The sequence below is a fragment of the Mesorhizobium sp. M0678 genome, assembly GCF_040320505.1.
Taxonomy (GTDB): domain Bacteria; phylum Pseudomonadota; class Alphaproteobacteria; order Rhizobiales; family Rhizobiaceae; genus Mesorhizobium.
This window is the reverse complement of sequence record NZ_JAMYPT010000008.1, coordinates 243,056-264,222: the sequence shown is the minus strand read 5'-3', so window position 1 is coordinate 264,222 and position 21,167 is coordinate 243,056. Positions and strand designations below refer to the sequence as shown.

The window sequence follows — 21,167 nt, the reverse complement described above, 5'->3', positions numbered from 1 at the left end:
CTATTTCAGCAATTGGATTGTGGCCCCTTTACGAGTGCTTCAGAACTTCATTCCAATTTTAGGTTTGCGAGCTAGGCTAGGAGCGTAATGCCGGCGTATGAAAGGCAGATGTCGGGAGGAACCGCGCCACGGCGCGCGCTTTCGCGCGCCCTGCTTTTCGCATTGTTGTGCTCTACGGCACTTGTTGCCGAAACCGGAAGTGCGGCAGCCTTCGAGATTTTCGGCATCAAGCTGTGGGGATCCAAAGACGAAGATGCCGATATCGTCGACCCGCTGCGCTATGCGGTGACGATCGAGGCGCCGGACGCCGACAAGGATCTCGCCGAGAAGCTCGAAAACGCCTCGGCGCTGAAGGCCGACGAGGAACACCCGGTATCCGGTTCTCTCGGCCTGCTGGCCAAGGCGCGCAGTGACCGTGAGCAACTTGTTGCCGCACTCTACGCTGACGCGCGCTACGAGGGTGTGGTCACTATCACGATCCAAGGCAAACCGCTCGACGATCTGCCGCCCGATGCCGAATTTTCGGGTCCGCAGCCGATACCGGTGGTGATAAGCATAGCAGCCGGGCCGAAATTCACGCTTGGCAACATCAGACTGGAAGGCGATGCGGCGGGGCTGGCAAGTGCCGATTTCGGCCTGATCGCCGGCGGTGACGCCAGTTCGGGCGCCGTGCTCAAGGCCGAGGCGGCGATCGTGCGGGCACTCAAGCAAGAAGGCAGGCCGCTGGCCAAGGTGACGGGCCGCGAGATCGTCGCCGAGCACGCCGGTTCGACGCTCGACGTGACGCTTGCCGTCGCGGCCGGCCCGGTCGCCGGCTATGGCGACACCACTGTCGAGGGCACGGAAAAGGTCGACCGCGACTTCACCGAATATATGACCGGCCTTAAGCGCGGGCGCCAATATTCGCCCGATGAGATCGACGATGCGCGCGACCGGCTGCTCGGGCTCGAGGTCTTCAACAGCGTGACGGTGAAGGAAGCCGACGCCCTCGACGCCGAGGGCAACATCCCGATCGGTGTCCAGGTAAGCGAACGCAAGCCGCGCTATTTCGGCATTGGCGGCAGCTTCTCAAACACCGAAGGGCTGGGCCTCGAAGGCTATTGGGGGCATCGCAATCTGTTTGGCCGCGCCGAAAAGCTGCGCATCGACGGCAAGATCAGCGGCATCGGCAGCAACGACTTGACCCAGCTCAATTACAATGCCGGCGTCATGTTCGAAAAGCCGGGCGTGGTCGGGCCGGCGTCGAAATTCATTGCCAGCGTCAATACCGTGCTGGAGCACCCCGACGCCTACGACCATTTCTCGGTCAAGGGCAGCACCGGCCTATCCTACGAACTCGACAAGAAGCAGACGGTTTCCGCGCAAGTCGCGCTGGATTATTCGAGGATCCACGACGCTTTCGGCAAGCAGACCTATCTGATCGCCAGCATTCCACTGCAATATGTCTACGACAATCGCGACAGCAAGCTCAATCCGACCCGGGGCTTCAGGGTGCTGGCCTATGGCGAGCCTAGCTACGACATTTTGAGCGGGGCTGCGTTTGTCAAGCTGAAGGGCGAGGGGTCGGCCTACCAGTCACTCGATTCGGCCTCGAAATTCGTTTTCGCCGAACGTGTCGCCATCGGCTCTATCATCGGCGCCAGTCTTCAAGATGTTCCGGCAGATCGACGCTTCTACTCAGGCGGCGGCGGTTCGGTGCGCGGCTATGCCTATCAAGGCATCGGCCCGAAGGACAGCAATGGAGAGCCGATCGGCGGGCTTTCCTTCTTCGAGACCTCGGTCGAGATGCGCATCGCCGTCACCGACAAGATCGGCGTCGTGCCGTTCGTCGATGCCGGCACGGTGTCGACCAGGCAGGTCCCCGATTTTTCGGACATGAAGGTCGGCGCGGGTGTAGGCTTGCGCTATCTGACGGCGTTCGGGCCGCTGCGCGTCGACGCGGCGGTGCCGCTCAACCGCGGCCCCGACGATCCTCATTTCGGCATTTATGCCGGCATCGGCCAGGCATTCTGATGGCAATATTCAGGCGCATCCTCCGTATCCTTTTCTACACGCTGCTCATCGTCGTGGCAGCGGCGGTGGGGGCGCTCGTCGTGCTGACCAAAACCGAGCGCGGCCGCGAAAACCTTGCCGGCATCATCTCGACCATGGCCTCGACCGGTGATCGCAAGGTCACTGTCGTCGGCATCGACGGCATCTGGTCGGGCGCGCTGAGGGTCGATCATGTCGTTCTGGAGGATCGCGAAGGCGCCTGGATGGTGGCGCGCAACGTGGCCGTCGATTGGTCGCCGCTGGCACTCCTGTCGAAGAGCTTCAGCGCCGATCGCATTGGGGCCGAGCGTATCGAGTTGGCAAGGCTGCCGGTGGCCAATACACAGTCGAGCCAAAGCGGAGCGACGACGCTGCCGGTTTCCATCGACGTCAGGCAACTCGACCTTCCCGAAATCGCGCTCGGGCAGGCTCTGGCCGGCAGCGGTGTCGCCGAACTTGCAGCCAAGGGAGCGCTCAAGGCGGACGCCTCACCATTGGCGATCGAGACCAACCTCAACATCGTTCGCCACGACGGCAAGCAAGGCACGGTCGACGCCAAAGCCCATTTCGCGCCGGCCGACAACAAGCTCGACCTCGACCTTAAGGCATCCGAGCCGGCCGGCGGCATCATCGCCAACCTGCTCAACCTGCCGGGCGCGCCGCCGGTCAACATTGTCGTTTCCGGCACCGGACCGCTCGCCAACTGGAATGGCATAGGGACCTTCGTTGTCGACGGCCGGATCGTCACCCAGCTTACCGGTCGCCATCAGCTCACCGACAAGGGTCATTATGTCGAGGCCAACGGCGATGGCGAATTCGAGCGCTTCCTGCCCGAAACCCTGAAACCGCTGTTTGCCGGCAAGACCACCTTCGACCTCGCCGGCACAGCGACCGCGGCCGGCGGCGTCGATGTCGAGCGCGCCAATATCGACAGCGGCGCCGTGCACGCGACCGCCACAGGCATTGTCGATCCGAACGGCGCCAGCGACCTTTCGGTGAAGCTCGCCGCAAAGGGGCCGCCGATCGTGCTCAGCCTCGGCAGCGAGGCGCAGCCGATAACCGTGGCGATCAAGGATGCCACGGCCCGCGCTTTCGGCGGTGGCAAGGCGCCGATGGTCGATATCGGCGCGTCGCTGGTCTCGGTGGTGGCGGGCGGCACGCGGGTGGACGACCTGATCGGGCAAGTGCATTCCGATGGTTTCGACATCCAGAACCGTAGCGGGCCGGTCACCATCAAGCTGACGGCGGCCGACCTGAACACCGACGTCGCGACTTTGGCGCCGCTGATAACGGGCAGGGTCAGCGCCGGTCTCGCCGGCTCCGTCAGCAAGGAACAGATTGTCGTCGACGACGGCACGCTACGCAGCGACGCGCTCAATGCGTCCGTAACAGCCACAGTGGCGCTTGCCGATCTGTCGATGACGCTCAAGATGAATGCCGACGCGGCTTCGACGGCGCTGCCGCCGCAAATCAGCTCGGTTCTCGGCGAGCGCGTGCAGTTTTCCGCAACCGCGACACGCGACCCGGACGGTGCGTTCGCCGCCAACGCATTGCAACTCACCTCCGGCACGCTTAGCGCCAGCGGCACCGCCAGTGCGCAAGGCACCGATATCCGGGCCGACATCAAGGGTACGCTGGGCGACGTATCGGTGCTGTCGCCGCTGGTCGGCGCCAAGGTCGGCGGCGCCGTCGGTTTCGCGCTGACCGCAAGCGGCGCGCGCAGCGCTCCGGATTTCTCGGTTTCGGCCAACAGCGACAGCCTGACGGCGTCCGGTCATATGGTGAAACAGATCAAGCTGAGCGCGAGCGGCAAGGCCGATATCGCCAGTCCAGCCGCCGATGTCTCGCTGACCGGCTCGGTCGACGACCAGCCGCTCGACCTCAAGGCATCGCTGGTCACAACCGACGGCAAGCGCTCCATCAATGGACTTGCCGTCTCGTTAGCCGACAACAAGGTCTCCGGCGACCTCGGGCTCGACGACAACCTGCTGCCGCTCGGCACGTTGACCCTCGATGCCGCCGATATTGCTCCGCTGGCCGCACTCGCGGGCCAGTCGGTAGCCGGCGACGTGCGCGGCACCATCCGCTTTGCGAACGACAACGGAGCGCCGACGGTCGCGATCGATGCGACGAGCGCCGTGATTTCGCGCGGCGAACTGGCGGCGAAGACAATCGCCGTCAACGCGCTGGTCGCCAATTATCTCAAAGCACCGGCAATCGCCGGCAAGATCAAGGCCGACACGATCACCTCCGGAACCACGGTGATCAGCGGCATCGATGTCGACCTGAAGCGCGATGGCGACTGGACCGGCTTTAGCGGCGGCGCCACGGTCGCCGGCATTCCGGCCAGCGCGTCCGGGCGGGTCAGGGTTGCGAACGGCACCACCAGCATCGAGCTTGCCTCGGGCGAGGCGACCATCCGCGGCATCAAGGCAGCTGTCGCGCAGCCATCAGCGCTGACAATCGCCAATGGCAGGGTGAGCATAGAGAAATTGGCGCTCGGTGTCGGCGGTGGTTCGGTTGCCGTGTCGGGTACGGCCGGCCAGACGCTCGATCTCGCTGCCACCTTGTCGGCGGTGCCGGCAGCGCTTGCCAATGATTTTTCACCGGGTCTCGATGCCGTCGGCGCGCTCAGCGGCACCGCGCAGGTCACCGGATCGTCGGCTGCCCCAGATATTCGCTTCACCGCCCGCCTCAGCGGCGCCGAAACCAGCCAGACCCGGCAGGCTGGCCTCGGGCCGCTGGATCTCGACGCGGCAGGCCGTTTCTCGTCGGCCAGCGGCCTGGCCATCGAGCAGGCGACGCTTGCCGGCGAGAAAATCTCCGGCAAGGCAGCCGGCACCATCAATCCGAACGGTGCCAGCGATTTTTCGCTCGACCTGGCCTCTACCGGTCCGAGCCTGCCGTTGTCACTTGGCAGCAAGGAGAGCCCGATCAAGCTCGAGCTACAGGCGATATCGCTAACGGCGGCCGGGCAGGGCGCCCAGCCGAAGCTCGACATTTCCGCGACGCTGCCATCGGCCGCCACCAATCTGGCTAAGATCGAGGGCATCACGCTTGCGCTGCACTCCGATCGCTTTGACGTGAAAGCCCGGAGCGGGCCGATCTCCGGCACCGTGACTGCCGAAAAAATCGGCCTCGACAATCCGACTATCGCGCCGCTGATCGCCGGCAAGGTCACCGCCAAACTCGCCGGCAGCCTTGCCGCCGATGCCATCGTCATCGATAGCGGCACGGTGACCAGCGACGCGTTGAACAGCGGCTTCAACGGGCGGGTCTCGCTGGCCGACGGCGCCATCGCCCTCAATGTCAAGGCGGACGCCGCCTCGGCGGCACTGCCGGGGTCGGTACGTGGCGTGCTCGCCGAGCGAACGCAATTCAGTGCCGCGCTGAAGCGGGACGCCAATGGCAATGTCACCGCCAATACCGTCAGGCTGTCGTCCGGTTCGCTGACGGCAGACGGCCAGGCGAGCCTTGCCGACAACAAGCTCAGCGCCGACGTCAAAGGCGCGCTAGGCGACGTCTCGCTGCTATCCAAGGACGCCAAAGGCGCCATCTCTTTCGCGCTGAATGCGCAAGGCGCCAGCACCGCGCCGGATCTGTCGCTGACTATCAACAGCGACAGGCTTTCGGTCGCGGCGCGCGAGATCACCGGTCTGAAGCTCACTGCCACCGGCAAGGCTGATGCCGCCAACCCGGCTGCGAATGTGCAACTCACCGGAAATGTCGGCGGCCAACCGCTGCAGGGCAGCGCCGTGCTGGCGACATCGGACGGCAAACGCGCCATCAATGGACTTTTGCTGTCGCTCGGCAAGAACCGTATCTCCGGCGACCTGGCGCTCGACGATGCCTTCCTGCCGGCCGGCACCGTGGCGCTCGACCTGCCCGATATCGGTCCGCTTGCGGCCCTGGCACTGGAAAAGGCCGATGGCGATGTGCGCGGCACGATCGCCTTCTCCAAGGCGGGTACCGTGCCGCAAGTCGCCGTCAAGGCGACGACGGCCTCGATCTCGCGCGGCGATGTCTCGGCCAAGGCCGTGAGCATCGACGCGCTGATCGCCAACTATCTGGCGGCACCGGTGATCTCGGGCAAAATCCGTGCCGACAGCGTAACTTCCGGCGGCACGGCTATTCGGGGCGTCAACGTCGATCTCAAGCGCGACGGCGAATGGACCGGCTTTTCCGGTGGCGCCACCGTCAAGGATATTCCGCTGAGGGCGGCCGGCCGGGTCAAGGCGGTCAAGGGCACGACGACGGTCGAACTTGCCTCCGGCGAGGCGACCATCCGCGGCATCAAGGCGGCCATCGCCCAGGCCTCGACCATCAACATCGCCAATGGAGTGACCAGCCTCGACAGGCTGGTGCTCAACCTCGGCGGCGGCACGGCGACGGTCACGGGCAAGGCTGGGCAGGCGTTCGACCTCAACGCGACGCTGGCCCGCATCCCGATCTCGATAGCCAACAGTTTTTCGCCGGGCCTCGATGCCGCCGGTTCCATCTCAGGCACGGTGAAGGTGACGGGCGCGCCGGCCAATCCGGCCGTTGCCTTCAAGATCGACGCCGCAGGCGTTCAGACGTCGCAGACCCGTGGTGCAGGTTTCGGCGGCATGGGCGTTTCATCCTCAGGTACGTATTCGGGCAACAGACTGACGTTCGACGCCAACATGAGCGATGCCGCCGGCCTCGGCCTCAAGGGCGGCGGCACGATGACGACATCAGGCGGGCCCACCCTTGATCTCAACTTTTCCGGCAAGGTGCCGTTCGCCTTCCTCACCAGGACACTCGCCGCGCAAGGCCTGTCCCTGAGCGGCACGGCCGACGTCGATGTGCAGGTGCGCGGCCCGGCGACGTCGCCGGTGATCTCAGGCACGGTCCGCACGTCAGGCGCCCGCCTGCTCGACGCGCGCTCGGGGCTTGCGATCAACGACATCACTGCCGATGTCGCTATCGGCAATGGCGTGGCCAGGATCAATCGCCTGACCGGCACGCTGTCGACACGCGGCAGCCTTTCGGCCAGCGGCACCGTCGGCATCGATCCGGCTAAGGGTTTTCCAGCCGATCTGTCGATCAAGCTCGTCGACGGCCGCTATACCGACGGCAAGGTGGTCACTGCCAATCTTGGCGGCGACCTGACCGTCAAGGGACCGCTCATCTCCGCGCCGGTGATTTCCGGTACCGTCAACTTGGCCAAGACCGTCATCACCGTACCCGAAAAGCTGCCCGGCTCGCTGGCCGAGCTCAACGTCAAGCACAAGAATGCGCCGGCCGCCGTACGTGCGCAGGACAAGGCGTTGCGCCCGGCCGCTGCAAGCAGCGGTGGCGGCGGCAGCGGCCTCAATCTCGACGTCACAGTCAATGCGCCGAGCCAGATCTTCATCCAGGGCAGGGGTGTCGACGCCGAGCTCGGCGGTTCGCTGCGGCTGACCGGCCCGGCATCGTCACCCCAGGCGGTCGGCACCTTCACCTTGCGGCGCGGGCGGTTGACGATCCTTGCCAAGCGGCTGACCTTCACCGAAGGCACCGTCGGCTTTTCCGGCTCTCTGGTGCCCTACCTCAATCTCACGGCGCAATCGAAGACGACCAGCGCCACCGTGACCATCGTGGTGTCGGGCGAGGCGAACAACCCGAAATTCACCTTCTCCTCGGTACCCGCGTTGCCGGAGGATGAGGTGCTGGCGCAGCTGATCTTCGGCCGTTCGATGTCGAACCTGTCGCCGCTGCAGATCGCGCAGCTTGCCGAGGCTGCCGGACAACTGGCCGGCGTCGGCGGCTCGACCTCCCTGCTGCAGAACCTGCGCAGCGCAATCGGCGTCGACGATCTCGACGTAATCACCGATGAACAGGGTGGCACCGCCGTCTCGGCGGGCAAGTATCTCAACGACCGTACCTATGTGACGATCCAGAAGGGCGACAGGCCGGGCTCGGGTAAGGCAACCGTCGATCTCGACGTTGGGCGCGGCGTCAAGCTGCGTGGCGAGGCAACCGACGCCGGCGAAGCCAAAGGCGGTGTTTTCTACGAACGGGAATATTGAAACCGGCCGTTCGCGCAGAACAACTGGTTGCCTGAAGAACGAGCGGCGCAGCGGCGAATGTCCCAGTTTAATTGCCCGTTGAGATTTCAGACGAAATCCCTGGCGCAGTAGCAAATTTGCGCCAAGACTGTCGTTATCGCGCGAACCGCCCTGCTTTCAAAGTTGCACATTCCTTGGCATGTTCCCAATCCGTGCCGTCTTTGACATCATGGCGCGGATGCGGAATGTTAAAAGGCAGAAAGCCAACAATGGGAGTTAGTCATGACGATCTACAAGAGTAACGGCGACCGCGTTCCCGATCACATCCTGGCCATGGCCGAAGATGCCAAGGCAGGCAAGATGGATCGTCGCGAATTTCTGGCTCTCGCCAGCGTCTTCGGCGCCTCGACGGCGATGGCCTATGGCATGCTTGGCCTTGCAGACCCGACGCCGGCCAAGGCGGAAGAGGTGAAGGGCAAGAAAGGCGGGATACTGAAGGTCGCGCAATGGATTAAGGATCCGAAGGATCCGCGCAAGTCCGACTGGTCGGAAATCGCCAATGCCGAGCGCCAGGCGCTCGAGCCGCTGGTCAAATACACCACCGAATACACGTTCCGCCCCTATCTGCTGGAGAGCTGGGACGTGAATGACGACGCCACCGAATACACGCTGCATGTGCGCAAAGGCGTCACCTGGAACAACGGCGATCCGTTCACCGCAGACGACGTCATCTTCAACCTCAAGCGTTGGGCCGACAAGAAGGCCGAAGGCAATTCCATGCCGGGTCGCCTCGGTTCGCTGGTCAAGGACGACAAGCTGGATGAGAGCGCGGTGACCAAGGTCGATGACCACACGATCAAGCTGACGCTCAGCAAGCCGGATATCGCCCTCATTCCCAACGTGTGCGACTATCCCGGCCTCATCGTCCACAAGACGTTCGACGAAAAAGGCGGCGACTTCAAGTCCTGCCCGATCGGCACTGGGCCGTTCGAGCTGGTCTCCTACGATGTCGGCCAGAAAGTGGTCTACAAGCGCCGCGAAGACAACAAATGGTGGGATGGTGACGTCTTCCTCGACGGCATCGAGTTCATCGACTACGGCACCGATCCGGCGGCGATGGTCAGCGCTTTCGAAGCAGGCGAAGTGCACACCAATTTCGAAACCTCGGCCGACTATGTGTCGATCCTCGACGGCATGGACTTGGCGAAGTCCGAGGTCGTCACCGCCTCGACGATCGTCTGCCGCACCAATGTGGCCAACAAGCCTTACGGCGACCAGAAGGTTCGCAACGCCCTGCAGCTCGCGGTCGACAACGCTGTCGTCCTCCAGCTCGGCTACGGCAATGCCGGCACGGTTGCCGAGAACCACCATGTCGCCCCGATCCATCCGGAATACTACGAATTGCCGAAGGTTGCTCGCGACCCGGCGAAGGCAAAGGCGCTGATGGCGGAAGCCGGCCAGGCCGATTTCGAGCACGAGCTGATCACGGTCGACGAGGACTGGCACAAGAACACAGGCGATGCGATCGCCGCGCAGATGCGCGACGCCGGCATCAAGGTCAAACGTACGGTGCTGCCGGGTTCGACCTTCTGGAACGACTGGACGAAGTATCCGCTGTCGATGACCAACTGGAACATGCGGCCGCTCGGCGTCCAGGTTCTGGCGATCGGGTATCGTACCGGTGAAGCCTGGAATGAGACGGCTTGGTCGAATCCGGAGTGGGATGCCAAGCTCAACGCTGCGCTCGCGGTTGCCGACGCAGCCAAGCGCAAGGAAATGATGAAGGACATCGAGCAGATCCTGCAGGATTCCGGCATTATCATCCAGCCTTATTGGCGCAAGCTCTACAGCCATTCGGTCAAGGCGGTGCAGAACTACAAGATGCACCCGACCTTCGAGCGCGACTACGGCAAGGTCTGGCTCGAGCAGGCCTGACCGGACGATCCGGAAAGGGGCGTCTCGCCCCTTTCCCTCGCTCTTTGCATGGTCCTTGGACCGGAAGTCGGCGCAGCAAAAAGTTGCGGACTCTTCGGCCTGGGTCTGCAATAAAAAGGGTATTGCATCTGGGACTGGTCTGAAGGCTTGTTCTGCCGCTGGCGGCAGCGCACGGCTTGCAAACCGGTTCCACCCCCCAACCCGACCGGCAGGGGACCGCCATGCTTTCTTTCGTTATCAGGCGTCTCGGCACCATGGCATTGACGATGCTGTGCCTGACGATGATCGTCTTCTTCCTGGTCAATCTCGGGCCTAATCTGAAGAAGCTCGCGATCAGCCAGACCGAAATGCACACATCCGCCGAGCAGCTTGAGGCTTGGCTGGTCAACCATGGCTATCGGCAGAATTTCTTTATCCGCTACGGCCAATGGCTGGGCATCATGCCCAAGCAGCCGGTGACCGACCCGGCGACCGGCAAGCCCGCACAGCGTTTCTCCTTCTGCAACGATCCGGTCGTGCCGACATTCTCCGGCATCCTGCAAGGCGATTTCGGTTGCTCGACCAAGTTCAAGACGACGGTCGCTTCGAAACTCTTTCCGGCGCTCAGCGCCACCGGCATCCTGATGCTCTGCGTGCTGGCCGTAATGGTGCCGATCTCGCTTTTGATCGGTATTCTCGCCGGCATGCGCGAGGGTTCACGCACCGACCGCACATTGTCGGTGGCTTCGATCGCCTCGACGGCGACGCCCGAATATGTTTCGGGCGTTATCTTCACCGTGATCTTTGCCTCCTGGCTTGGCGTGCTGAACGGTTCGGCGGCCTCGGCCAGCCAGGGCATCACCTTCTATAATTTCACCTTACCGGTGATGACGCTGGCGATATACGGCATCGGCTACATCGCTCGCATGACCCGCGCCTCGATGGTGGAGGTGATGACACAGCAATATATCCGAACCGCCCGGCTGAAGGGCCTCTCCTTCGGCAGCGTGGTGATAAAGCACGCTCTGCGCAACGCGCTGATCGCGCCATTCACGGTCATCATGCTGCAGTTCCCCTGGCTGCTCACCGGCGTCGTCATCGTCGAGGTGATGTTCCGCTACCAGGGGTTCGGCTACACGCTGGTCGAGGCCGCCGGCAACAACGACATCGATCTTCTGCTCGGCTGCTCGCTGGTCTCGGTGTTTATCGTCCTGATCACACAGCTCATCTCCGATGTCGGCTACGCGTTTCTCAATCCGCGCATCAGAGTTCAATAGGAGACCGGCGGATGCAGGTCGAATATCTCAGCGCCTTCAACGTCGTACTCGGCGTGCTTACCCGCTTCTGGCCGGTCTGGATCGCTCTCGCCCTGGTGATGGGGGCGAGCTTCGGCTACAAGAAGAAGCTAGGCCTTTACGGCCAGCTTTTCGACAGCGGCGTCGGCATCGTCGGCGTCGGCATCTGCCTGTTCTGGCTGTTTACGGCGATCTTCGCGTCGACCATCTCGCCCTTCGATCCGCTCGCCCAAGTGCCGATCATGAAGGACGCGCTGCCGGGCGCAATCGAGCCGGCGTCGAAACTTGTATACTATTTCGGCGGCGACAAGCTCGCCCGCGACGTGTTCTCGCGCATGGTCTATGGCAGCCAGATCGTGCTGATCATCGCGCCGGCGGCGACCGGTTTTGCGCTGATGGTCGGCATTACGCTCGGCCTGCCGGCCGGCTATTATGGCGGCAAGATCGATACGGTGCTGTCCTTCCTCGCCAACCTTGTGCTGGCCTTCCCGGTGATCCTCCTGTTCTACCTGCTGGTGACGCCGGGCATCATGGACACGCCGATCCCCTACGCGATGGCAGGGCTGTTCTTCCTGTTTCCGATCATCTTCTTCAGTGTGCTGTTCTGGACGCGCTACAAGAACCGCCCCGACCGCCTCTATATCCTGCTTGGCCTGACGTTGGTACTTGGCGGCTGGATCTATGCAGGCCTTGTCTTCGATGCCGATCCGTTCAAGATCATCCACATCGATCCCAACCAGCTCAACATCTTCGTGGCGGTGGTGTTCGCCTCCAGCCCCGGCGTGTTCCGCATCGTGCGCGGCCTGGTCATGGATATCAAAACGCGCGACTATGTTGCGGCGGCACAAACGCGCGGTGAATCGCCCTGGTACATCATGCTGTGGGAGATATTGCCCAATGCGCGCGGGCCGCTGATCGTCGACGCCTGCCTGCGCATCGGCTACACCACGATCCTGCTCGGCACGCTCGGCTATTTCGGGCTGGGACTGGCGCCGGAAAGCCCGGACTGGGGCACGGCGATCAAGGATGCCAGCCGGCTGCTGCGCTCCTTCATCCACCCGGCGCTGCCGCCGACGATCGCATTGATGTCGTTCGTGCTCGGCCTCAACCTCCTGGCGGATTCGTTGCGCGAACAGTCTATGAAAGATTGATGCCGGGAAGATCGATGCCGGGTTCGGCCCGACATGCCTGAAGAACAAGGATTGGAGCGACCCATGAATGAGGCAGTTCGAAATCCCGCCAAGCCGACCAATGGGCCGACCAATGGGCCGATCATCGAGATCGAGAACCTGTCGATCTCCTTCTTCACCCGCAAGGGCGAAATCCCGGCGGTCATGGATTTTTCCTGCACGGTCATGCCCGGCGAGGCGATGGGTATTGTCGGCGAATCCGGCTGCGGCAAGTCGACCGTGTCGCTGGGCATCATGCGCGACCTCTCCAACATCGGAAAGATCGTTGGCGGAAAGATCAAATTCCAGGGCAAGGACATGGGAGAACTGTCCGACGAAGAACTGCGAGCTATCCGCGGCAACAAGATCGCGATGATCTACCAGGAACCGATGGCCAGTCTTAACCCGGCGATGAAGGTCGGCCAGCAGCTGATGGAAGTGCCACTGATCCACGACAAGGTGTCGAAGGACGAAGCTTACAAACGCGCCTTGGAAATGGTGCGCGCGGTGAAGCTGCCGGATCCCGAGCGCATGATGCGTTCCTACCCGCACCAGCTTTCCGGCGGCCAGCAGCAGCGCATCGTCATTGCCATGGCGCTGCTGTCGAAGCCTGCGCTGCTTCTGCTCGACGAGCCGACCACAGCGCTCGACGTGACGGTTGAGGCCGGCATCGTCGACCTGGTCAAGGGGCTGGGCGAGAAGTTCGGCACCTCGATGATCTTCGTGTCGCACAATCTCGGCCTGATCCTGGAGACCTGCGACCGCATCACGGTGATGTATTCGGGCGAAGCGGTGGAGACCGGCAAGATCAAGGACGTCTTCGACCGGATGCGTCATCCCTACACGCAAGGCCTGTTCCGCTCGATCCCGCTGCCGGGCGCCGACAAAAATTCGCGGCCGCTGATCTCCATCCCGGGGCAGTTGCCGCTACCGCACGAGCGGCCGAAGGGCTGCAATTTCGGCCCGCGCTGCCACCATTTCGTCGAGGGCGTCTGCAACGCCGCCGAAATTCCGATGATCGCGGTCGAAGGCCATGACGGGCATTTCTCGCGCTGTGTGCGCTTCAACGAGATCGACTGGGAGGCGCTGCCACCCGGCGCCAAGAAGGTCAACGAGCGGGTGGTGCCCGGTGCGCCGGTGCTCCAGATCGAAGACCTCCGGAAGTACTACAAGGTCGGCGGCAGCGAAGTGTTCGGCTCGAGCGAGGGCCGTGTCGTCAAGGCCAATGAGACGATCTCGTTCATGGCGCGCGAATCCGAGACCGTCGCTATCGTCGGCGAATCCGGCTGCGGAAAATCGACCCTGGCCAAGGTGCTGCTCGGCCTCGAAACGGCAAGCTCCGGCCGCGTGAAGCTCGGCAACAAGGAGATCCAGTCGACCGGGATCGAGAAGCGCAGCGTCGACACGGTGTCATCGATCCAGATGGTGTTCCAAAATCCGTTCGACACGCTCAATCCCAGCCATTCGGTCGGTTCGCAGATCATCCGTACGCTGGAAAAGTTCAATGTCGGCGACTCGGTGGCCGACCGCCGCAAGCGGATGCTGGAATTGCTCGACCTGGTGAAGCTGCCGAGGGCATTCGAGACACGCAAGCCGCGCCAGCTTTCAGGCGGCCAGAAACAGCGCATCGGCGTTGCGCGTGCCTTTGCCGGCGACGCCAAGGTGGTGGTGGCCGACGAGCCGGTCTCGGCACTGGATGTGTCGGTCCAGGCCGCGGTGACCGAGCTCTTGATGGACATCCAGCGCAAGAACAAGACGACGATGCTGTTCATCAGCCACGATCTGTCGGTTGTGCGCTACATCGCCGACCGCGTCGTCGTCATGTATCTCGGCTATATCGTTGAGCAAGGCACGACCGACCAGATATTCGCGCCGCCCTATCACCCCTATACCGAGGCATTGCTGTCGGCGATCCCGATCGCCGACACAAGCGTGGTCAAGAAGCACGTCGTGCTGGAGGGCGACATCCCTTCGGCGATGAACCCGCCGTCCGGCTGTCCGTTCCAGACGCGCTGCGGCTACAAGAAACTGGTGCCGGACAACCTTTGCGAAACCAAGGTGCCGCCAGTCAAAAATCTCGGCGACGGCCATATGAGCTTGTGCTGGCTGTCCGACGACGTGCTGGCGAAAATGGAGCCGGTGATCAAATTCGACAAGGAGCACGCCGCAAATGAGGGCGTGCCGGATGATGCAAACCACGGTGTTGGCCCGGGCTTTGCCGGAGATCCGCCCAAGCGCCCGCATGGCAAGACTGGCAGCGTTGAAGCCGATGCCGAGGGTCAGGCAGTGGAGAATGCCGAAGCGGTCGCCAAAGCCCGCCGTCACGAGGTTCGCGACGAGGTTTCAGAGACCGGCACCTCAAGCTCTGCCGACAGCCAGGTGGCACCAATCATGCCGCCGACTGTCGGCGACGGCCGACAGGCCGAGGACGCCACGCGCAAGCCGCGCAAACCCAAGGGCGGCTGAGAGCCGTTAATAGGCTAGGGCGCGCATTGCCGTAGCTGCGCGGCGTAGTCCTGCGCCATCTGTTCGGTGGCATGCGCATAGCGCTGCACGTCGGCGTCGCCGCGATTGCCGCGCTTATAGGCATTCCAGCCGAGATAGTAGGCGAGATACAGATTGTAGGTGTCGTTGCGGGCGACGCCGAGGCTCTCGGCGGTCTTGGAATGATACCAGCCGACGAAATCGACGGCATCGGCAAACCTGGTGCGGCGCGCCGCCCAGCTGCCGGTCTCGTTCTGGTATTGCGCCCAGGTGCCGTCGAGCGCCTGCGAGAAGCCGGTGGCGCTGGAGATATGTTTCCAGGGAATGAAGCCCAGCAGCTTGGTGCGCGGCGGCCTGGCGTTGCTCTTGAAGCCGGATTCCTTGCGCACCGTCGCCATCAGCACGGGAACCGGCACGCCGTATTTCTGCTCGGTGCGTTGTGCCGCCGCCTGCCAATTGTCGAACCAGCCGTCATTCTGGTCGAAAACGGCGCAGACATCGTTGATGTGGTTCGGCGGCGTCGCGCAGGCCGAAAGCGCCAGCGGCACGGCAATCGCTACAATTTTACTAAAACTCAACCTACGCATTGCAAGAGCATTAGGCCGAAAACATAAAAGGAATCTTGCTGCGTTCCTTAACGGCTCATCGGCCGCTTTGCCTGACGCGGAACAAGTATAACCATTCCGACGTTTGTTGTCGCTTTTACCGATGTGAAATTCCCGGAATGCCGCCTTGGCTAAAATCACGCCCGCAGGTGGCGGATTCTTGACAGCTCGATCCTCGTGCCGGCGCTTTGATGCGCGGCATGAGCGAACCAAGACGCAAGCGCGGCGCCGAGCGAACCAGCAACAGGGGACCGACCGCCATCCCGCAACTGCCGTTGCGCCGCGTCACCAATCCCTATCCGCCAATGGCGATGCTCTCGGCCGACCAGATCGAGGCGATCCACCAGGCGTCGATGCATATCTTGGAGAATTTCGGCATCGAGGTGATGAGCCCGCGGGCGCTGTCGCTGTTCGAGAAGGCCGGGGCCAAGGTCGATCATGCAACGATGAACGTCCGCATCGATCGCGGCATGATCGAGGAAGCGCTGAAGACGACGCAGTCCAGCTATACGCTGACGCCGCGCAATCCCGCCCATGCCGTCCACCTCGGCGGCAATACCATCAACTTCACGCTCGTCGCCGGGCCGCCGAATGTGCACGACATGGAGCGCGGCCGCCGTGCCGGCAATTTGCGCGATTATTCCGATCTCGTCCGGCTGGCGCAGCATTTCAACTGCATCCACATGCTAGGCAACCAGGTCTGCGCGCCGGTAGAATTGCCGGCGAATTCCCGTCATCTCGACACCTATTTCGCCAATCTGACACTGACCGACAAAAGCTTTCACGTCTCGGCCATCGGCCGCGGCAGGGCGCTCGACGGCATCGAAATGATGGCAATCGCGCGCGGACTGACGCTTGACGAGATGCGCGACGATCCCGGCGTCACCACGATCATTTCGGTCAATTCGCCGCGCCGCTTCGACGAGATGATGGCCGAGGGGCTGATGACGATGGCCGAGTTCGGCCAGTCGGTGGCGGTAACGCCATTCACGCTGATGGGGGCGATGAGCCCGGTGACGCTTGCCGGCGCGCTCGCCCAGCAGAATGCCGAGGCGCTGTTCGGCGTGGTGCTGACGCAGCTCGTCCGCCCCGGAGCGCCGGTGATGTATGGCGCCTTCACCTCCAATGTCGATATGAAATCGGGAGCGCCGGCGTTCGGCACGCCTGAAAACACCAAGGCGAATATCGCGTCCGGACAGTTGGCGCGGCGTTACAACCTGCCTTATCGCACAACGCCGGGCTCGGCTTCCAATGCCGCCGACGCGCAAGGCGCCTATGAGACGCTGATGGCGCTGTGGGGCGCGGTGCTCGGCCATGGCAACCTCGTCTACCATGCCGCCGGCTGGCAAGAGGGCGGACTGACAGCGTCGTTCGAAAAGTTCATCATCGACGTCGAGATGATCCAGCACATGATGGAGTTTTTGCGCCCGATCGAGGTCAACGAGGCCGAGCTTGCTGTCGAGGCTCTGGGTGCGGTTCCGACCGGCGGCCATTTCTTCGGCGAGCCGCACACTCTGGAGCGCTACGCCACAGCCTTCTACCAGCCGATGCTGTCCAACTGGCAAAATTTCGAGGCCTGGCAGGAGGCTGGCGGGCTCGATGCCACGGCGCGGGCGACGAGGCTTTGGAAGAAGGCGCTGGAGGACTATGTCGAGCCGGTGATGGAAGTCTCCAGGCGCGAGGCGCTTGAGACGTACGTGGCCAAGCGCAAGGAAGCGATCGGGCAAAGCGAGCCGTGATGATCGAAGGCTCGCGCTCGTGGGGCTCCTCCCCGAATTCATCGTTCCCATCCAACTCGTTGACGTCAGAGAGAATCCCATGAAATCGCATGCAAAGGTAGTGGTTATCGGCGGTGGCGTCGTCGGGTGCTCCGTGCTGTTCCATCTGGCCCGGCACGGCTGGACAGACATCGTGCTTCTGGAGCGCGATGAATTGACCTCCGGCTCGACCTGGCACGCCGCCGGCGGCATGCACACGATCAATGGCGATCCCAATGTCGCCAAGCTGCAGAAATACACAATCTCGCTCTACAAGGAGATCGAGGAACTGTCCGGCCAGGCGACCGGCGTGCATTTGACAGGCGGCGTCTTGCTGGCAGCGACGGAGGCGCGGCTCGACTGGCTGCGCGGCGTCGTCGCCAAGGGCCGCTATCTCGGCATCGAGCTCGAGGAGATATCGCCTGATGAGGCGGCCGAGCTGATGCCGTTGCTCGATCCCAAGCAGTTCGTCGGTGCCGTGCGCAACAAGGAGGACGGTCATCTCGATCCGTCCGGCGTTACCCATGCCTACGCCAAGGCGGCGAGGAAGCTTGGTGCCGAGGTCGAGCGTTTCACCAAGGTCGAGGACATTGTGCGGCGCGCCGACGGGTTGTGGCGTGTCATCACCAACAAGGGTGAGGTGGTGGCCGAGCATGTCGTCAACGCCGGCGGCCTGTGGGCGCGTGAGGTCGGCCGCATGGTCGGGCTGGAGCTGCCGGTGCTGGCGATGGAGCACATGTACCTGATCACCGAGGACATGCCGGAAGTCGCCGCCTGGAACCAGAAGACTGGTTCCGAAATCATCCATGCCGTGGATTTCGATGGCGAGCTGTATTTGCGCCAGGAGCGCGGCGGCATGCTGATGGGCACTTATGAAAAGGCCAACAAGCCTTGGTCCGAGTTCCAGACGCCATGGAATTTCGGCCACGAGCTGCTCGAACCCGACATCGACCGGATCGCGCCGTCGCTGGAGGTCGGCTTCCGGCATTTCCCGGCCTTCCAGAACACCGGCATCAAGCAGATCATCAACGGGCCCTTCACCTTCGCACCGGACGGCAATCCGCTGGTCGGGCCGGTGCGCGGCCTGCCGGGGTTCTGGGTGGCCTGTGGTGTCATGGCCGGGTTCTCGCAGGGCGGCGGCGTCGGGCTGGCGCTGTCGAACTGGATGATCGAAGGCGATCCCGGCGCCGATATCTGGGCGATGGATGTGTCGCGCTACGGTGACTGGGCGACGATGGCCTATACCAACGCCAAGGTGCGCGAGAACTATTCGCGGCGGTTTTCGATCCGCTTCCCGAACGAGGAACTGCCGGCTGGGCGACCGCTCAAGACGACGCCGGTCTATGATCTGTTGTCGGCCGAGGGCGCGCAATGGGGCGTCGCCTATGGGCTGGAAGTGCCGCTGTGGTATGCGCCCGAAGGGGTCAAGGACGAATTCTCCTGGCGCCGCTCGAGCGACTTCGAGCATGTCGCGAAAGAAGTGGAGACGGTTCGGCAACGCGTTGGTCTGTCGGAAATCTCGTCATTTGCCAAATACAGAGTGACCGGCGCGGGTGCAGCAACCTGGCTCGACCGCTTGCTGGCCTGCAAGCTGCCAAGGCCCGGCCGCATGACGCTGGCGCCGATGCTGAAGGAAGACGGCAGGCTAATCGGCGATTTCACGCTGGCCAATCTCGGCGGTCCAAATTCTGCATGTAAGGATTGGTTCCTGGCCGGCAGCGGTGTCGCCGAGCAGTACCACATGCGCTGGTTCGAAGCGCACCTGCCGAAGGACGACTCTGTTAGCATCGAGGCGCTGGGAGCAAAACTCACCGGCTTATCGATCGCCGGGCCGAGCGCGCGGAACCTTCTTGAAAAGGTCACACGATCTGACGTGTCGAATACGGCCTTTCCGTTCATGGCCATCAGCAGGATGGATATCGGCATGGCGCCGTGCCTGGTCGGGCGCGTCAGCTACACCGGCGACCTCGGCTACGAGATCTGGGTGGCGCCGGAATATCAGCGTGCCGCCTGTCAGGCGCTGATGGCGGCGGGCGAGGAATTCGGCATCGGCCTGTTCGGCTCGCGCGCGCTCAATGCGCTGCGGCTCGAGAAGAATTACGGCTCATGGGCGCGCGAATACCGGCCGATCTATGGGCCGCTGGAGGCCGGCCTCGACCGCTTCGTCGCCTACGGCAAAGAGGCCGATTTCATCGGCAAGCAGGCGGCGTTGGCCGAGCGCAAGCAAGGCGGCAGACTGCGGCTGCGGGCCTTTGTCGTCGATACTGTCGATGCCGACGTCATCGGCGACGAGGCAATCTGGTACGGCGGTGCCGTGCGCGGTTGGGTCACGTCGGGCGGCTACGCGCATCATTCGAAAAAGTCCGTCGCCATCGGCTATGTGCCGAAAGAGATTGCCGACGAAGCCGACGGCTTCGAGATTGAGCTTCTGGGCAAACGCCACGCTGCGCGCATGCAGCGGATCCCGCTGTTCGACGCGAATTTCGAGCGGATGCGTGGGTGACGTTTCAGGCACCGCGGCGGTTGTCCAGCGCCAGGGCGCCGGCGCCGGCGAACACCAGATACAGGAAGATGAAACAGAACGATATTGCCGCATCGCCGCCGTTGTTGACCGGGAAGAAGTCGCGCGGCATGTGCGCCATGAAATAGGCGATCGCCATCTCGCCGCTGAGAAGGAATGCCACCGGCCTGGTGAAAAGCCCCAATACCAGCAGGATGCCGCCTCCGAATTCCAGGATGGCCGCGGTCAGCGATAGCCCGCTCATGGTGCCGGCATGGTCGCCGACGGGGAAATTGAACAGTTTCTGGGTGCCGTGCTCAATGAACTGCAGCGCCGTCATGATGCGCAAGGCGGCAAGGGCGAACGGTTGATATCCGGCGAGGCCTTCGAAAAGCTTCATCTACGACTCCATTTTCACCTAGCCCGGCCATAGGTCATCGCCAAAGGCCGGACCATTCACATAGTCCGGCCTGCATTCAACTGTCGGTGAGTGAGTCGTGAGGCGTGCTGCAGCCTTGGGGCCGCACGATGGCGGCCCCGCGATCAGCGCGGCCGTTAATGCCCGGGCGCTGTCAGAGCAAAGTGCGCGCCTTGCGGGTCTGTGCACTGTACGATCCAGCTGCCGCCGGGGACCTCCATCGGACCCATCAGGATCTTGCCGCCATTGTCGGTGACGCGCTTGGCTGCCGCGTCGATGCCGGGCACGTTGAAATAGAACTGCCAGACCGGCGCCGGGATCTGCTCGGGCTTGTTCATCATGCCGCCAACGGGCTCGCCGCCGAAGGCGAAAAGCTGATAGACGCCCATCGGACCCATATCCATGGCGTCGCCCTTCTCCCAGCCGAACTGGCTGGAATAGAAATCGAACGCCGCCTTCCAGTCTGACGTGTAGAGCTCATGCCAGCCGATGTTGCCGGGGGTCGCCAACTGTAGCGGCGGCTGGTCGGGGCCGCTGGGCTGCAGGAAGTTGAACATCGCGCCTTGCGGGTCTGCAACGACGGCGAAGCGGCCGACGCCAGGAATGTCGTCGGGCTCGCGGTGAACCGCGCCACCAGCCTTCTTGAGGGAGGCCGTTGCGGCATCGACATCCCTGGTGAGGATATAACCGACCCAGGCCGGCGGCATGCCCATCTTGCGCGCGTCATCGGGCAGCGTCATCAACCCGCCGACGCCGCGCTCGCCGACATTCATGACGATATAGCGCGGCATGCCCTGGGCCCCTTCGAAAGGCTGCCCCCTCCAGCCCACCACGGAGGTGTAAAACGCCTCGGCGGCGTCGAGATCGGTGGTCATCAGCTCGTACCAGAAGAAGGGCATGGGGGACTGTGGCATTGTCGTGCTCCTTGCGGTTTGTACATCGATCATGCGCGATCCATTCTAGGACGATCTTCACGACGAAAA

11 protein-coding genes are annotated in these 21,167 nt (G+C 63.0%); 8 read left to right on the top strand and 3 right to left on the bottom strand.

What is annotated here, in order from left to right; translation table 11 throughout:
- Positions 1 to 87: 87 nt before the first annotated feature.
- From NKI29_RS17450 to NKI29_RS17425, 6 genes are all read left to right on the top strand, one after another.
- Positions 88 to 2,013 (top strand): autotransporter assembly complex protein TamA, encoded by a 1,926-nt coding sequence (locus NKI29_RS17450; RefSeq protein WP_352757365.1) that lies wholly within the window; start codon positions 88 to 90, stop codon positions 2,011 to 2,013.
- Positions 2,013 to 8,063: a translocation/assembly module TamB domain-containing protein gene (locus tag NKI29_RS17445; protein ID WP_352796775.1), complete on the top strand. Its 6,051-nt coding sequence runs from the start codon at positions 2,013 to 2,015 to the stop codon at positions 8,061 to 8,063. Before NKI29_RS17450 ends, NKI29_RS17445 begins: the two co-directional genes overlap by 1 nt.
- Before the next feature lie 261 nt (positions 8,064 to 8,324).
- Positions 8,325 to 9,977 (top strand): ABC transporter substrate-binding protein, encoded by a 1,653-nt coding sequence (locus tag NKI29_RS17440; RefSeq protein WP_023675846.1) that lies wholly within the window; start codon positions 8,325 to 8,327, stop codon positions 9,975 to 9,977.
- Between the two features lie 221 nt (positions 9,978 to 10,198).
- Positions 10,199 to 11,233 (top strand): ABC transporter permease, encoded by a 1,035-nt coding sequence (locus tag NKI29_RS17435; protein ID WP_023675847.1) that lies wholly within the window; start codon positions 10,199 to 10,201, stop codon positions 11,231 to 11,233.
- 11 nt (positions 11,234 to 11,244) lie between these two features.
- Entirely contained in the window at positions 11,245 to 12,402 is a 1,158-nt protein-coding gene (locus NKI29_RS17430) for an ABC transporter permease (protein WP_023675848.1), read from the top strand.
- A 63-nt stretch (positions 12,403 to 12,465) separates the two neighbouring features.
- Entirely contained in the window at positions 12,466 to 14,886 is a 2,421-nt protein-coding gene (locus tag NKI29_RS17425; protein ID WP_023675849.1) for a dipeptide ABC transporter ATP-binding protein, read from the top strand.
- A gap of 14 nt (positions 14,887 to 14,900) precedes the next feature.
- Here NKI29_RS17425 and NKI29_RS17420 read toward each other — a convergent pair whose 3' ends face one another.
- Positions 14,901 to 15,491 carry a transglycosylase SLT domain-containing protein gene (locus NKI29_RS17420; RefSeq protein WP_352796772.1) on the bottom strand — a complete coding sequence of 197 codons (591 nt, stop codon included), beginning with the start codon at positions 15,489 to 15,491 and terminating at the stop codon, positions 14,901 to 14,903.
- A 218-nt stretch (positions 15,492 to 15,709) separates the two neighbouring features.
- Here NKI29_RS17420 and NKI29_RS17415 point away from each other — a divergent pair, with 218 nt between their 5' ends.
- Together NKI29_RS17415 and NKI29_RS17410 are read left to right on the top strand one after the other, a co-directional pair.
- The gene (locus NKI29_RS17415) at positions 15,710 to 17,248 is read left to right on the top strand and encodes a trimethylamine methyltransferase family protein (protein WP_023675851.1); all 1,539 of its coding nucleotides are present in this window, start codon (positions 15,710 to 15,712) and stop codon (positions 17,246 to 17,248) included.
- Between the two features lie 79 nt (positions 17,249 to 17,327).
- Entirely contained in the window at positions 17,328 to 19,769 is a 2,442-nt protein-coding gene (locus NKI29_RS17410) for a GcvT family protein (RefSeq protein WP_352796769.1), read from the top strand.
- 4 nt (positions 19,770 to 19,773) lie between these two features.
- Here the strand turns inward: NKI29_RS17410 and NKI29_RS17405 are convergent, their stop codons facing one another.
- Both NKI29_RS17405 and NKI29_RS17400 read right to left on the bottom strand, forming a co-directional pair.
- Positions 19,774 to 20,166, bottom strand: coding sequence for a DoxX family protein (locus tag NKI29_RS17405; protein WP_023675853.1), 393 nt, complete (start codon positions 20,164 to 20,166; stop codon positions 19,774 to 19,776).
- Positions 20,167 to 20,321: 155 nt separating this feature from the next.
- The gene (locus tag NKI29_RS17400; RefSeq protein WP_352647022.1) at positions 20,322 to 21,098 is read right to left on the bottom strand and encodes a VOC family protein; all 777 of its coding nucleotides are present in this window, start codon (positions 21,096 to 21,098) and stop codon (positions 20,322 to 20,324) included.
- Positions 21,099 to 21,167 lie beyond the last annotated feature (69 nt).